Origin of the sequence: Snodgrassella sp. ESL0324 (genome assembly GCF_013344955.1) — a bacterium.
In the GTDB taxonomy this organism is placed as follows: Bacteria; Pseudomonadota; Gammaproteobacteria; order Burkholderiales; family Neisseriaceae; genus Snodgrassella; species Snodgrassella alvi.
Map to the genome: position 1 here is coordinate 148,305 of NZ_JAAEDS010000016.1, position 14,615 is coordinate 162,919.

The following is a 14,615-nucleotide window of genomic DNA, read 5'->3' on the forward strand; positions in this document are numbered from 1 at the left end:
AGATTATCAGAACTTAGTTTGTGCCTAATTCAAAAGCCAATTGGCAAACAGAATGATCTGGTTTAATTCAGAATACATAATTCTGCATATTTGCCTTAAAGCTTCAATAATCAGGCTTTGCAGGATAAATTTGAACTCTTTGTCAGTTCAATGTAAGCCTGATTAACGTAAATATGGATTATGCAGTTTCTCATGACCGATAGTAGTCATAGGACCATGCCCCGGCAAAACACGAGTACTATCTGGCAAAGTTAGTAGTTTACTTTGAATTCCATGAATTAAATCAGCATGATTTCCGCCTGGAAAATCAGTACGGCCGATAGATTCACGGAATAAAACATCACCAGCAATCAATAAGTTATTTGCCTGACTGTAAAACACAACATGACCGGGCGTATGACCGGGTATGTGATAAACAATAAATTTATGTTCACCAACGGATAATTCATCGCCATCTTCCAACCAGCGTGTGGGAGTAAGTGGTTTACTAACCGGAAAACCGTAATTAGCGGTAATTTCAGGTAATGCCTGCAACCAATAATCATCAGACTGATGCGGCCCCAGCACGGGGACATTTTGCTGCTCAGTTAAATCGGCTACACCACTGGCATGATCAAGATGTCCATGTGTTAACCAGATAGCCTGCAGTTTAAGCTGGTGCTGGCTGACTGCAGATAATAAACGTTCAGACTCTCCACCAACATCAGTTAGTACTGCTTCCCTGCTGGCATCATCCCAAAGCAATGCTGCATTTTGTTGAAATGGTGTTACTGGTATCACTTGAATTTGTAAAGCCATTATTTTCTCTTATTTTGCTACTAATTTATAAGAATAGTGCTTTGCTTAAAAAATATATACTCATGAACAATAATAAACAGGCAAAACATTGCTTCAGCATTGTCGGTGAAAGCCGATGAGCTACTTTAGCACCCTGTCTGGCAGTGATAAAGCTCATAATACTTATACCAATAAATGCGTAAATATGAACATAACCAATGGTATGAGCTATATCAATGTGTTCATGCGTTCCAAAGAATATAAAGCCTAAAGCTCCGGCAATCGCAATCGGCAAACCACATGCAGCGGAGGATCCTATTGCCTGCTGCATTGCTATTCCGCTTCGATTCAGATAAGGTACTGTTAAACTTCCGCCTCCGATACCAAATAAAGCAGATGCCAGGCCAATAACAACACCTGCACACCAGTGCCAGCGTGGATTAATTAACGGCCTGTTCTGTCTGCTGGATTTTACCCGGGCACTGCGAAGCATATTGATGCCAACGAACAAAGTAAAAATACCGATAACCAGTTGCAATTTCTGACCGGATAAAGCATCGGCAATAGCCGCACCTGCGAATGAGCCAAATACAAGTCCAGGAGTTAACCGTCCTACCACCGGCCAGAGCACTGCATGATTTTTATTATGAGCCAGCATGGAACTGACTGACGTAACCATAATAGTGGCCAGGGATGTGCCAAGCGCAAGATGCATGGTGACAGCCTCACCATAGCCCGCATGCATAAAGACTATATAGAGTATAGGAACAACGATTAAACCGCCACCTACTCCGAACAGACCGGCAGCAAAGCCGGCTACCGCACCGATTATTAAATAAGCAAGCAGTTCCATAGATTATTTTTTTTGCTGCACTAATACTGTATATTAATGGCGAAAGTGGCGTACTCCGGTTACGACCATTGCTATACCATGCTCATTGGCTGCATTAATCACCTCTTCATCCCGTACAGAACCGCCAGGCTGAATAATGGCTTTAATACCCTGCGCAGCAATTACATCTACGCCATCTCTGAAAGGAAAAAATGCATCTGAGGCAGCACAGGCACCTGCCAGCTCAAAACCTGCATCCTGTGCCTTACGGGCAGCGATTCTGGTTGAATCGACCCTGCTCATCTGACCTGCCCCGATACCATAGGTTTGACCGCCTTTACCAAAAACAATTGCATTCGATTTTACGTATTTCGCCACTTTCCATACAAACAGTAAATCATGCATTTCCTGTTCAGTCGGTGAACGTAATGTGACTACCTGCAATTGTGCTTTTTCGATCTGATGATTATCCGGTGTCTGTACCAGCAGACCACCGCCAACACGCTTTAATTCAAACTGATTGGCTCCGGCTGACAAGGGAATTTCAAGCACACGTACATTTTTTTTAGCAGCAATAATGGCTTTTGCCTCTGCACTGAATCCGGGTGCCATCAATACCTCAAGAAACTGACCGGTAACTGCTTCTACTGTTGCTGCATCTACCTCACGGTTAAACGCGATAATACCGCCAAATGCACTGGTTGTATCGGTAGCAAATGCCAGACGGTAAGCGGTTAACGTATCCGCTGCAACTGCTACTCCGCAAGGGTTAGCATGCTTAACGATAACACAGGCTGGCTGAGTAAAAGATTTAACAGCCTCCCACGCTGCATCGGCATCAGCAATATTGTTATACGATAATTCTTTGCCTTGCAATTGCTGATAATTAGCCAGACTACCGGCAGCCGGTTTCACATCACGATAAAATGCTGCCTGCTGATGAGGATTTTCTCCATAGCGTAAATCCTGCACTTTCAACCAGTTCTGGTTATATTGCTGAGGAAAAATGTGTAATTGCGGCTTTCCGGACAGATTTTGATCGTCAATACAAGTCAGGTAATTAGTGATCATGCCGTCATATTGAGCTGTATGGGCAAAAGCTTTTCGTGCCAGATTAAAACGCGTTTGCATAGATAAACTGCCAAGCTGCTGTATTTCGGCAATAACGGCTTCATAATCATGATAATCTGTAACAATGGCAACATCCCGCCAGTTTTTGGCCGCAGAACGCACCATTGTCGGACCACCAATATCAATGTTTTCAATAGCATCTTCCAGTGTGCAGTCAGGTTTAGCTACTGTTGCCGCAAATGGATACAAATTTACACAAACCAGATCAATGGTTCCAATATCATGCTCTGCCATTTGTGCTACATGCTCAGGACAGTCACGCCGTCCCAGAATACCGCCATGAATTTTCGGATGTAATGTTTTAACCCGTCCGTCCAGCATTTCCGGAAAACCGGTATAGTCTGCCACTTCAGTGACAGCAATACCGGCATCAGCCAGTAAACTGGCTGTGCCGCCGGTTGATAGCAATTCGACCCCTAATTGTGCCAGCTGATGCGCAAATTCAATTACACCAGTTTTGTCTGATACACTCAGCAGTGCCCGTTTGATTACAGCCATGATTTCTCCCTTAATATGCGAATATTACTGATTTAATCCAGCAGATGATGCTGGATTAATTTTTTACGTAAAGTATTGCGGTTCAAACCAAGAATTTGTGCTGCACGTGTCTGATTGTTATCACATACGTCCATTACACAACGTAATAGCGGTAATTCCATCTGCTGTAATACCATATCATATACTGCACAAGGTGTTTCACCATCAAGATCAGCAAAATATTGACGTACATTTGCCTCTATACATTGAGCGATACTAACTTTAGGCATTTCACTCATTTACATTTTCCTTATATAACTCAGGGCAAACTGCTTATTGCTCACGGTAATCACATGGCCACTCTGTTAATTGTGCTACTTGCCTGTCCAGAAAATCATTAACCAGCTGCAACTGTATTTGCGCATCATCTGTCGTATTCACCTGTCTGCGAAAAATTTCACCTTCCGGTAAACCAGACACATACCAGCCAATATGTTTACGGGCAATGCGCACCCCCGTAAATATCCCGTAAAAATCATGTATAGCAGAAACATGATTAACTATAATCTGTGCATGCTCCGCTACGGTCAGTGCCTGCGGTAAACAACCATGCTTATAGTAATGTACCAAATCACGGAACAACCATGGCTGTCCCTGTGCAGCGCGCCCGATCATCACACCATCGGCGGCGGTTTGTTGTTTTATATCAATCGCTTTTTGCGGGCTGGTAATATCACCGTTAACCCATAATGGCAGGTTTATCTTCTGTCGTACTTGTGTAATCAGATCATAACTTGCCGTTCCCCGGTACATTTGCGTTCGTGTTCGGCCGTGGATAGCAAGAGCAGCAATTCCTGCCTGTTCAGCTATTTGCGCAATGGTTAAAATATTACGATGATCGTCATCCCATCCCAGACGGGTTTTCAGCGTTACCGGAACATCAACTGCGCCGACAACGGTTTGCAAAATAGCCTTAACCAGCGATTCATTTTGTAATAGAGCACTGCCAGCCAATACATTACATACTTTTTTTGCCGGGCAGCCCATATTAATATCAATTACTTCAGCACCACGGGCTACATTATAGCAGGCAGCCTCGGCCAGCTGCTGCGGATCACTACCCGCAATCTGTACTACCCTGACCCCGCTTTCACCGTCGTAGTCTGCCCGCTGCAAAGTCTTACGAGTTTTCTGTAAATAAGGATCACTGGTAATCATTTCACTTACAGCCCAGCCTGCACCAAATTCACGGCATAACTGACGGAAAGGTTTATCAGTTATACCTGCCATCGGAGCTAAGGCAAACGGAGTAGCAAGCTGATAACAACCAATTTGCATAATTGCTAAATCAAACGGAGAAAGAAGAATAAATATCTAAATATTGTACATTTTTTAGGCACTCACTCCAAATATAAATAATATTATTAAAATAGTTCATTGATTAATTTAAAAAAATTATTTATTAAATATAAAATAGTTTTAGCCCGCTAATACTTTAGCCCAGTTTGTTTTCTGCAATTTGCTTTCAGATGTCCGAAATAGATATTTGCTGTATCGGTTAAATACTGATTAATCAATTACGAGTAAAATACTAGCTAACAGGCCAGAATATAATAAATTTTATGCAATTTGCTTATATTTATCTCTGCTGCAATAAAGCGACTATTTCAAAATGTCAGTACTTAAATAAGAAGATATAAAACAGCCTGTCGACTTGTTGGTCAAATAACCACAAGCAGATTACAGGTGATATTTAAAGTGATTTTAAAGCTTGCTGGCAATATTTATTTTATTTTGTGTGAAGTTAAATGATCTTAGGTACAGTTAGCTGGCAGGAAGATATTGAAAGCTACAAATACAGTCCATCATACTAAAAGAGCAGCTTAATAAAGTTTTATTAAGATAAAAAACTCTATTAAGCTGCCGGATACTATTCAGATAACAATTATTCTATCCATTGAAGAATTTGTTGCTGAATTTTTTCTGCACTTAATCCCATTTGCGCTAACAATCGTGCTGTATCACCATGTTCAGTAACAATATCAGGAATTCCGAGTGTCAAAACAGGTTTAGTCAGATTATGCTGTACCAGCGCTTCAAGCACAGCACTTCCTGCACCGCCAATTTTACTGTTTTCTTCAAGCGTAACTATATAATCATGTTCTGCTGCCAGCTGTACTAATAACTCTGTATCCAGTGGTTTGACAAAACGCATATCTGCTACTGTAGCATCAATAGCATTAGCTACAGTCAGTGCCGGTTGTACCATACTACCAAACGCTACCAAAGCAATTTTACTTCCTTTGCGGCGTACTACTCCCTTACCAATTGCTACTGTGGACAAATCTGATCCCGCTTCGATACCGGTACCCGTACCACGCGGATAACGCACAGCCGCCGGCTGATTAAGCTGATAGCAGCTTGATAATAGTAAACGGCATTCGCGTTCATCACTAGGAACAGCAATTACCAGATTGGGTACACAGCGCAAATAGCTTAAATCATAGACACCCGCATGTGTCGGACCATCTGCACCGACAATTCCGCCGCGATCAATAGCAAACAAAACCGGCAAATTCTGTAATGCCACATCATGAATCAGCTGATCGTAAGCACGTTGCAGAAAAGTTGAATAAATTGCTACAACCGGCTTCATCTGCTCACAGGCAAGTCCGGCAGCAAAAGTAACCGCATGCTGTTCTGCAATACCTACATCAAAATAACGTTCAGGGTAAAGCTTCTCAAACTCTACCAGACCACTGCCTTCACGCATTGCCGGAGTAATGGCCAGTAATTTATTGTCTGCTGCGGCCTGATCGATTATCCACTGACTAAAAATCTGTGTATAAGTGGGTTTAGCAGCCCCGGCAGATGAATACAAACCCTGCTGAGGATCAAATGCACTGACAGCATGGAATGCAACCGGATCATTTTCTGCCAGTTTATAGCCATGCCCTTTTTTAGTAATAATATGCAACAATTGCGGCCCTTTACGGCTGCGCATTTCCTGCAATACATCTACCAGCTGAAGCACATCATGCCCGTCAACCGGACCGGAGTAGGTAAATCCAAAATTATCAAATAATGATAAAGTTTCAGAGCTGGTGCTTTCTTCAATCAGCCCCTTAATTTTATTTTCTACCCGCTGAGCCACATCCAGAGCACCCGGAACCAGACTCAGCACTTTTTCTGATTTGTGCTTGATAGATTTCACTAAGTCTTTTACATCATGCAAAGGATTTTTCGCTAAATATTTGGGTAAAGCTCCCACATTGGGTGAAATAGACATTTCGTTATCGTTGAGAATAACCAGCAAATCTATGTCCATATCTCCGGCATTATTCAACGCTTCAAATGCCTGCCCAGCCGTCATTGCCCCGTCACCAATAATAGCCACACTACGATTGGTTTTATGCTGTAATTTATCAGCAACAGCCATACCCAGAGCAGCACCAATCGAAGTAGAGGAATGACCGACGCCAAACACGTCGTATTCAGACTCGCTTCGTTTAGGAAAACCGGCCAGACCTCCGCATTGACGCATTGTACTCATGCGTTGCTTACGTCCGGTCAGAATTTTATGCGGATAACTCTGATGCCCTACATCCCAAATCAGATGGTCATATGGCGTCTGATATACATAATGCAAAGCAACAGTTAACTCAACTGCCCCGAGATTACTGGCAAAGTGTCCACCTGTTTTACTTACTGATTCCAGTAAATAGGCACGTAATTCATCGGCCAGCTCAGGTAACTGTGTTTTTTGTAAACGACGAACATCCTGCGGTAAATCAATGGTATCAAGCAGTGGTGTAGGATTCATGATCAGACTTTGCTTATTATTAATTTATTAATCCGGGTGACAGATCAAATACCTGTCAAATAAATGCAGAGTAATTATATACCAGCATACCCCCTGCACGGGGGTATTTCATTATATGACGAAAAATTATTTTTATCCGGATTCATCCAAATAATTTCAGTCAATCAAAACAATTCAATCTTAAATTACCAATCCACACTATTGAATTACTCACGATGATATGGATGATTATTCAGAATCGACTGTGCACGATAAAGCTGCTCTGTCAGCAATACCCGCACCATACCATGAGGTAAAGTAAGACTGGAGAGCCGCAATAACAAATTCGCCCGCTGTTTTAAACCATCAGTCATACCATCGGCACCACCAATAACAAAACACAGATTATCACCCTGATGCTGCCATTTTTTTAACCAGTCAGCGAGTTCCATCGAAGTCGGTGCTTTTCCGCGCTCATCCAGAACTATCAGGTAACTATGCGCAGGAATGGCTGCAACAATACGCGCCTCTTCTGCAGCCATTGCCTGCGCTGTACTAGTTCCGGGACCACGTTTTTCCGGCTTGATTTCTTTAAGCTGAAACTGAATTTCACGACCAAATCTTTTACTGTAATCGGTCACAGCATAATCTACCCATTGCGGCATTTTCGTTCCTACCGCCAGCACAGTAATATTCATTCAATTTCAGTAAAATTAGTATCCGGCACAAATCAATCTGCAGCCTGCCATGGCTTAGCTGCCCCAGCATGAAAGGAAGGTTTTTCACCACCCCACAAAGCTTCAATATCATAATAATCGCGTACTGCCGGCTGCATAACATGCACAACCAGATCACCGGCATCAACTAATGCCCATTCACCGCTATCAAGACCTTCAGTGCTGATAATTTCATAACCAGCCTCCTTCAAATCGACAGCCACATTATTGGCCAGAGCCTTTACCTGACGTGTACTGTCACCACTGGCAATAATCATGCGTGAAAACAGCGAAGTTTGTGCTGAAGTATCCAGCACAATAATATCTTTTCCTTTAATATCTTCAAGTGCATTAACGCTAACGGCTACCATATTTTCCCATTGAGCGATAAGATTTTCATCCATATAGTAAAATACCCTATTATGTTAAAAGCATTTCCAGCTTAGAAATACTCTATAAATATAAATTATGCCTGATAAAGACCTTCATGGTCGATATATTCAGCCACAGTCTCCGGAACATCATCATGATGACCTGATGACCATTTTGCACGAATATCAGTTGAGCTGACTGGTAAAAATGACGTTTGTAATAAAACAGCACGTCCGCCATCACTACCATCCGGTACAGTCATATTTTTAGCCAGTGCATCTGGCAACCATTGCTGCAATGATTCCGGCAAATCGGTTAATCCCTGTTGACCGCGCTGAGCAATTGCCAGATTCACACTTTGTAGCAGAGCCTGATAGCGATGCCAGTGAGGTAATTGCAACAATGAATCCATTCCCAGCAACCACCATAACTGAGTCTGCGGAAATACCTGATGAAACAGAGATACCGTATCAATAGTATATGTAGGCCCATTACGTAGTACATCGCAATCAGATACACTAAAACGTTTGTCTGTACTAATTGCCTTTTCCACCATAGCAAGACGTTGTAGTGCCGGCGTACAGGCAACCGTCGGTTTATGATACGGACCACCAGCCGGAATAAAAATAACATTATCCAGCATTAACTCATCCGCAAAACCCTGTGCAATATGAATATGCCCATTATGCGGGGGATCAAAAGTACCTCCGAACAAACCGATACGCTTCATACTTTATTTCCGTTAACCACAATATTCAGCTTACCGGTAATCGGATGAATAACCAGACCATGTACCCTAATCTCACTGGGCATCAGAGGATGCTTACGTATCATATTCACCGAATGCATAATAGCATCTTCCACACAATCAAAATCAGTTAACCATTTATGGAAATCTACGCCGGCATTTTCCAGAATTTCAAGGCGCTCATCGCTGATCCCCCGGGCACGCATCCGGTCAAGCATATCAGGCACATGTAATTCCTGCATGCCACAATCATAATGCCCGATCACCATAATTTCAGTTACATTCATTTCAAATACAGCCACTAGTAATGAACGCATTACGGAACCCCAGGGATGGGTGACTAAAGCACCGGCATTACGAATTACCTTAGCATCTCCATTCTTCAATCCCAGAGCACGGGGTAATAAATCCAGAATCCGTGCGTCCATACAGGAAACAATCGCCAGATTTTTTTCCGGATATTTATCTGTAAAAAATTGCTCATACTCTTCTGCATCAACAAATCTTTGATTAAAGTCCATAATTTCATCGATTAAAGACATAATTTCTCCCTCTGCATTTATTTAATCGTTACATGAATCTTATTACATTGATACATCAGCCCGAAGAACAAAAACCATAAAATATTCAGGCAGCCCAACGGCTGCCTGTTAACAAACCGAACTGTCTATGCACCTAACCAGAGCAATTTAAAAGCCCATAGTACAGCAATAATCCACACCATATAAGAAACTTCTTTAACTCTGCCACAGAACAGTTTAATTAGTGCATAACTAATAAAACCCATTGCAATACCATCTGCAATTGAATAAGCGAAAGGCATAAAAATCAGTGTAAAAAATGCAGGTGCAGCTTCAGATACATCTTTCCAGTCAATTTCCGTCATACTGCGCATCATCAGTACACCCACATATAACAAAGCAGGCGCAGTTGCATATGCCGGTACACTGGCCGCAAGCTTGGAAAACCACAAACTGGCCAGCATCAGAAGACCAACCACCACTGCTGTCAGACCTGTACGGCCGCCTGCAGCTGCTCCGGCTGCCGACTCTACATAAGCAGTAGTAGAAGAAGTACCCAGCCCGGCACCGACTACAATGGCCGTTGAATCGGCCAGCAACGCTTTTTTTACCCGTGGTAATTTGCCATCCACTAACAAACCGGCACGTCCGGCAACACCAATCAGAACACCGGTACTGTCAAATAAATCCACAAAGAAAAACACAAAAATAACGCTAACCAGACTCATGGTAAATAAATCATGAAAATCCAGCTGTAAAAAGGTAGGAGCCAGAGAGGGTACCGGCGCAAATACTCCCTTAAATTCATTAAGACCTGCTACTGAAGCAATAGCCGTAATTGCCAAAATACCGATAATAATTCCGCCACGTATGCAGAAATGCTCCAAAGTAACAATAAAACAAAAGCCCACGATCGTCAGCAACACCTGAGGAGAATGAATATCACCCAGGCTGACCAGAGTGGCCGGATTAGATACCACCACTCCGGCACTTTTGAGCGCTACCAGAGCCAGAAATAAACCAATACCGCCGCCAATAGAATACTTGAGAGAATTCGGTAGTGAATTAACAATCGCTTCGCGCACCTTAAACAGGCTTAAGATAATAAAAACAATACCGGAAACAAAAACTGCACCCAGTGCTACCTGCCATGATATACCCATACCTTTTACAACAGCATAAGTAAAATAAGCATTCAGTCCCATACCGGGCGCGAGTGCGATCGGATAATTGGCTACCAATCCCATCATCATGCAGGCAAAAGCTGAAGAAATACAGGTAGCCACAAATACCGCACCAAAATCCATTCCGGCATCCTTAAGAATGGAAGGATTAACTACCAGAATATAGCTCATTGCCAGAAAAGTAGTCAGACCGGCTAACACCTCAGTGCGCACACTGCTGCCACTTTCTTTAATTTTAAAAAAACGATCCAGAAAAGAAGTACCCGCTGGGCTCATGCCAATTCCTTTTAATACCGAACAAAGGCCAGACAAAACCGGTTATCATTAATAAATGTTTACTGATAACCAGACGAAAAAACAAATAAATATAGCATCACATTCCGACAACAAGCACAGCCTTTATACTGTATTGATGTACATGTTCCGGTATCCAGATAAATGGATTAATGCAGCGTTTCCCCTTATTAAGATTAGAAAGATTAATCACTTAATCGGATAAAACCATTTTTCCGCGTAAAGAAAAAGTATGTGCTTCAGTGATTTCCAGCTCTACCATCTGATTAATCAGACGAGGATGGCCCGTAAAATTAACTACTCGGTTATTTGCTGTACGCGCCTGTAACTGATCAGGATCTTTTTTAGACACACCTTCTACAAGACAGCGCTGTATACTACCAAGCATAGATTGATTAATACGCGCTGTCTCAGCTTCAATCACTGTATTTAATGCTTCCAGACGACGTACTTTTTCAGCATGAGGAGTATCATCCGGTAAATTTGCTGCCGGTGTTCCCGGACGCGGACTATAGATAAATACAAAGCTTAAATCAAAAGCCAGGTCTTGTACTAACTTCAGAGTTTGCTCAAACTCACGCTCAGTTTCTCCCGGAAAGCCAACAATAAAGTCTGAACTTAAACATAAATCCGGCCGGATAGCCCGCAACTTACGGATAATATGTTTATACTCTAAGGCTGTATAGCCACGTTTCATTGCCATTAAAACACGGTCGGAACCAGACTGTACCGGAAGATGCAAATGTGATACCAGCTTAGGTAAATCACGATAACACTCAATGATTGCATCAGAAAATTCTCGCGGGTGGCTGGTCGTAAAGCGCATGCGTTCAATACCGGGTATCTCATGCACTATGCGCAGCAACGTCGCGAAATCACAGATTTCACCATCACCCATATCGCCGCGATAGGCGTTTACGTTTTGTCCCAGCAGATTAATTTCCTTGACACCCTGTTGTGCCAGACCGGCAATTTCAGTAAGCACATCGTCAAGTGGACGTGAAAATTCCTCTCCGCGCGTATAGGGTACAACACAAAAACTGCAATATTTGGAACAGCCTTCCATAATAGATACGAACGCTGCTCCACCTTCAACACGTGCAGGCGGTAAATGATCAAATTTTTCTATTTCCGGAAAAGAAATATCTACCTGTGACAGACCACTGGTTTCTTTATCGAGAATCATTTGTGGTAAACGATGCAAAGTCTGAGGACCGAAAACCACATCCACATAAGGTGCGCGCTGAATAATCGCCTCACCTTCTTGTGAAGCCACACAACCACCGACACCGATAATTAAATCCGGATTTTTAACTTTCAAAGGTCGGATACGACCCAAATCTGAAAATACTTTTTCCTGAGCCTTTTCCCGAACCGAGCAGGTATTAAAAAGAATAATATCTGCATCTTCAGCCCTGTCAGTTCGTTCTAATGGTTGCCCTTCTGCCAGAACAGACAGCATTTTTTCACTGTCGTATTCATTCATCTGACAACCAAAGGTTCGTATAAATACTTTTTTCATAACACCTACAATAATTATTCAACCTGAGGATTATTAGGTCTTACTAATGCGTCCTGCTCTTCATCAGTCAGTACCCAGATTTCCTGAATCTGACTTGCTCTGTCAACCCGCACTGCTATCGTTGCATTCTTAAATTTGTATAAATTGTTATACGTAACAAAACGATTATTTGTATCATGTATACGTACTCCCCTGCTTAATTGAAATGTTTTATTACCTTTAACTAAGCCCAGACTTAACGTACGTAACCATGCCTTTTTTGCCGTCCCTAATACAACCTGCTGTCCTTCTGCTTGTTTCAATACAACTATATGAATATCATTAGGTAAAACACGACCTGCCCATACTAATGAAGAGGATAAAAAAATCAGGCTCAACAATACTAAACGTAAATATTTCATGATTTCTCCTTAAATAACAATAGTCAGCTAAGAGTCAATAATTATACGCAGAAGAGAGATAAACAACAGCTTTTTAAGAAAACGAATTCTGAAAAGCTAAAACCACAAATACAAACTTATTAAATCAAACAAATATATTTAAATAGAATTAGGGTAATAAACTTACACTAAACAAGTAATTTAAATTCGGTTCAAAAATCAGCTTTTTATTTGTGTATTGATTAATTCCTAGAATAACTATATTTTCAGCATCATAACAAAAAACTACACTTATTCAATGATGAAAAAAGTAGTGAATCGTACCTAATAAAATTTATAGTTATATACTGAATTAATACATCACAACTACTAAATAAATACACATTTTCAAACTATTCACAAAACCATAAAGCAAAAAATCAAAATGAAACAAGCCAGCCTAATGGCTGGCTTGTTCATGAAGTCTGATTACTCAGCTACAGCTTCAGATTCAGGTGCTTTCTCAACCAACTCAACCAGAGCCAGCGGAGCATTATCGCCTTTACGGAAGCCATACTTCAATATGCGCAGATAGCCACCATTCCGATTAGCAAAGCGCGGGCCTAACTCATTAAATAATTTAACAACAACATCACGATCACGTGTACGATTAAAAGCTAAACGATGATTAGCCAGTGAAGGCTTTTTACCTAAAGTAATCAATGGTTCAGCTACACGACGCAACTCTTTTGCTTTCGGCAAAGTAGTTACAATTGTTTCGTGAGTCAATAAAGAATTGGCCATATTACGCAACATAGCAGCGCGATGACTGCTGGTGCGATTTAATTTGCGGTTACCATTACGATGACGCATGTCATTATCCTTTAATCATCAAACTTGTGGCTTTTCCAGACTGGCCGGCGGCCAGGCTTCCAGTTTTGAACCCAACGTCAATCCTTTGGAAGCCAGGACTTCCTTGATTTCGTTCAGAGATTTTCTACCCAGATTCGGGGTTTTCAACAATTCAGTCTCTGTGCGTTGAATCAAATCGCCAATATAGTAAATATCTTCAGCTTTCAAGCAGTTTGCTGAACGAACGGTCAACTCCAGATCATCAACTGGACGAAGCAGAATCGGGTCAATCGGTGGTTCTTTCTCTTCTACCACGGTAACTGGAGTTCCCTGTAAATCTGCAAAAATTGACATTTGATCAATTAAAATACAGGCCGCATTGCGAACTGCTTCTTCAGGGTCAATAGCACCGTTAGTTTCAATATCCAGAACCAGACGATCTAAATCAGTACGCTGCTCAACACGAGCAGGTTCTACTTCAAAGCTGACACGACTGATAGGCGAAAAGCTTGCATCTAGTTGAATAGCGCCGATACGTTTGTGGTCGTCTTTATTACGACGGCCTGACACAGACTCATAGCCTCTGCCTTGTTCAACCTTAATTTCCATATTGATACTACCACCTTCAGACAGGTGGCAGATAACATGATCAGGGTTAACAATTTCGACATCATGAGGTAACTCAATATCAGCTGCGGTAACAACACCGGCACCTGATTTTTTCAAACTTAAAGTTACTTCTGTGCGGCCATGCACTTTAAATACTACACCTTTCAGGTTCAGCAGAATATCAACAACATCCTCCTGAACGCTGTCAAGTGTAGAATATTCATGCAATACGCCTTCAATCGTTACTTCTGTCGACGCATAACCATTCATTGATGACAGTAAGATACGACGCAAAGCATTACCCAAGGTATGGCCGAAACCACGTTCAAAAGGCTCCATAGACACTTTGGCACGGGTAGCAGACAAGGTGTCAACGTCAATTTGACGTGGCTTCAAGAATTCGGATGTGTTTTGCATTT

General features: G+C 42.0%; 15 protein-coding genes. All 15 read right to left on the reverse strand.

The annotated features are described in order from the left end of the window. Nucleotides 1-162: 162 nt before the first annotated feature. On the reverse strand, nucleotides 163-798 hold the full coding sequence (locus GYY70_RS11070; RefSeq protein WP_174832396.1) for an MBL fold metallo-hydrolase: 636 nt from the start codon (nucleotides 796-798) through the stop codon (nucleotides 163-165). 25 nt (nucleotides 799-823) lie between these two features. Beyond that, on the reverse strand, nucleotides 824-1,630 hold the full coding sequence (locus GYY70_RS11075) for a sulfite exporter TauE/SafE family protein (protein WP_174832397.1): 807 nt from the start codon (nucleotides 1,628-1,630) through the stop codon (nucleotides 824-826). A gap of 33 nt (nucleotides 1,631-1,663) precedes the next feature. Next, complete coding sequence (gene purH, locus GYY70_RS11080; protein ID WP_174832398.1) at nucleotides 1,664-3,238, reverse strand: bifunctional phosphoribosylaminoimidazolecarboxamide formyltransferase/IMP cyclohydrolase; 1,575 nt, start codon at nucleotides 3,236-3,238, stop codon at nucleotides 1,664-1,666. A gap of 32 nt (nucleotides 3,239-3,270) precedes the next feature. Beyond that, on the reverse strand, nucleotides 3,271-3,507 hold the full coding sequence (locus GYY70_RS11085) for a Fis family transcriptional regulator (RefSeq protein WP_037394816.1): 237 nt from the start codon (nucleotides 3,505-3,507) through the stop codon (nucleotides 3,271-3,273). Between the two features lie 43 nt (nucleotides 3,508-3,550). After that, nucleotides 3,551-4,555 carry a tRNA dihydrouridine synthase DusB gene (gene dusB, locus GYY70_RS11090; protein ID WP_174832399.1) on the reverse strand — a complete coding sequence of 335 codons (1,005 nt, stop codon included), beginning with the start codon at nucleotides 4,553-4,555 and terminating at the stop codon, nucleotides 3,551-3,553. A 607-nt stretch (nucleotides 4,556-5,162) separates the two neighbouring features. Continuing rightward, entirely contained in the window at nucleotides 5,163-7,040 is a 1,878-nt protein-coding gene (gene dxs, locus GYY70_RS11095) for a 1-deoxy-D-xylulose-5-phosphate synthase (protein WP_174832400.1), read from the reverse strand. Nucleotides 7,041-7,246: 206 nt separating this feature from the next. Beyond that, on the reverse strand, nucleotides 7,247-7,717 hold the full coding sequence (rlmH, locus tag GYY70_RS11100) for a 23S rRNA (pseudouridine(1915)-N(3))-methyltransferase RlmH (protein ID WP_174832401.1): 471 nt from the start codon (nucleotides 7,715-7,717) through the stop codon (nucleotides 7,247-7,249). A gap of 32 nt (nucleotides 7,718-7,749) precedes the next feature. Then, complete coding sequence (gene rsfS / locus GYY70_RS11105) at nucleotides 7,750-8,139, reverse strand: ribosome silencing factor (protein WP_025331679.1); 390 nt, start codon at nucleotides 8,137-8,139, stop codon at nucleotides 7,750-7,752. 62 nt (nucleotides 8,140-8,201) lie between these two features. Next, nucleotides 8,202-8,837, reverse strand: coding sequence for a nicotinate (nicotinamide) nucleotide adenylyltransferase (gene nadD, locus GYY70_RS11110; protein ID WP_174832402.1), 636 nt, complete (start codon nucleotides 8,835-8,837; stop codon nucleotides 8,202-8,204). After that, nucleotides 8,834-9,397 carry a carbonic anhydrase gene (locus tag GYY70_RS11115; protein ID WP_025331681.1) on the reverse strand — a complete coding sequence of 188 codons (564 nt, stop codon included), beginning with the start codon at nucleotides 9,395-9,397 and terminating at the stop codon, nucleotides 8,834-8,836. Before GYY70_RS11115 ends, nadD begins: the two co-directional genes overlap by 4 nt. A 125-nt stretch (nucleotides 9,398-9,522) precedes the next feature. Continuing rightward, complete coding sequence (locus GYY70_RS11120; protein WP_174832403.1) at nucleotides 9,523-10,836, reverse strand: NCS2 family permease; 1,314 nt, start codon at nucleotides 10,834-10,836, stop codon at nucleotides 9,523-9,525. Nucleotides 10,837-11,047: 211 nt separating this feature from the next. Further along, nucleotides 11,048-12,376 (reverse strand): tRNA (N6-isopentenyl adenosine(37)-C2)-methylthiotransferase MiaB, encoded by a 1,329-nt coding sequence (gene miaB / locus GYY70_RS11125; RefSeq protein WP_174832404.1) that lies wholly within the window; start codon nucleotides 12,374-12,376, stop codon nucleotides 11,048-11,050. A 14-nt stretch (nucleotides 12,377-12,390) separates the two neighbouring features. Further along, the gene (locus GYY70_RS11130; protein WP_174830746.1) at nucleotides 12,391-12,777 is read right to left on the reverse strand and encodes a hypothetical protein; all 387 of its coding nucleotides are present in this window, start codon (nucleotides 12,775-12,777) and stop codon (nucleotides 12,391-12,393) included. A gap of 447 nt (nucleotides 12,778-13,224) precedes the next feature. Next, entirely contained in the window at nucleotides 13,225-13,608 is a 384-nt protein-coding gene (rplQ, locus tag GYY70_RS11135) for a 50S ribosomal protein L17 (protein ID WP_025331685.1), read from the reverse strand. A gap of 18 nt (nucleotides 13,609-13,626) precedes the next feature. After that, nucleotides 13,627-14,613 (reverse strand): DNA-directed RNA polymerase subunit alpha, encoded by a 987-nt coding sequence (gene rpoA / locus GYY70_RS11140; protein WP_025331686.1) that lies wholly within the window; start codon nucleotides 14,611-14,613, stop codon nucleotides 13,627-13,629. Nucleotides 14,614-14,615: the final 2 nt, after the last annotated feature.

Excerpts from the sequence above, each read along its gene's own strand:
- rplQ (WP_025331685.1), bottom strand. The coding sequence starts at position 13,608 with ATGCGTCATCGTAATGGTAACCGCAAATTAAATCGCACCAGCAGTCAT.
- GYY70_RS11115 (WP_025331681.1), bottom strand. The coding sequence starts at position 9,397 with ATGTCTTTAATCGATGAAATTATGGACTTTAATCAAAGATTTGTTGAT.
- GYY70_RS11130 (WP_174830746.1), bottom strand. The coding sequence starts at position 12,777 with ATGAAATATTTACGTTTAGTATTGTTGAGCCTGATTTTTTTATCCTCT.
- GYY70_RS11070 (WP_174832396.1), bottom strand. The coding sequence starts at position 798 with ATGGCTTTACAAATTCAAGTGATACCAGTAACACCATTTCAACAAAAT.
- rlmH (WP_174832401.1), bottom strand. The coding sequence starts at position 7,717 with ATGAATATTACTGTGCTGGCGGTAGGAACGAAAATGCCGCAATGGGTA.
- GYY70_RS11085 (WP_037394816.1), bottom strand. The coding sequence starts at position 3,507 with ATGCCTAAAGTTAGTATCGCTCAATGTATAGAGGCAAATGTACGTCAA.
- miaB (WP_174832404.1), bottom strand. The coding sequence starts at position 12,376 with ATGAAAAAAGTATTTATACGAACCTTTGGTTGTCAGATGAATGAATAC.
- dxs (WP_174832400.1), bottom strand. The coding sequence starts at position 7,040 with ATGAATCCTACACCACTGCTTGATACCATTGATTTACCGCAGGATGTT.
- rsfS (WP_025331679.1), bottom strand. The coding sequence starts at position 8,139 with ATGGATGAAAATCTTATCGCTCAATGGGAAAATATGGTAGCCGTTAGC.
- purH (WP_174832398.1), bottom strand. The coding sequence starts at position 3,238 with ATGGCTGTAATCAAACGGGCACTGCTGAGTGTATCAGACAAAACTGGT.
- nadD (WP_174832402.1), bottom strand. The coding sequence starts at position 8,837 with ATGAAGCGTATCGGTTTGTTCGGAGGTACTTTTGATCCCCCGCATAAT.
- GYY70_RS11120 (WP_174832403.1), bottom strand. The coding sequence starts at position 10,836 with ATGAGCCCAGCGGGTACTTCTTTTCTGGATCGTTTTTTTAAAATTAAA.
- rpoA (WP_025331686.1), bottom strand. The coding sequence starts at position 14,613 with ATGCAAAACACATCCGAATTCTTGAAGCCACGTCAAATTGACGTTGAC.
- GYY70_RS11075 (WP_174832397.1), bottom strand. The coding sequence starts at position 1,630 with ATGGAACTGCTTGCTTATTTAATAATCGGTGCGGTAGCCGGCTTTGCT.
- dusB (WP_174832399.1), bottom strand. The coding sequence starts at position 4,555 with ATGCAAATTGGTTGTTATCAGCTTGCTACTCCGTTTGCCTTAGCTCCG.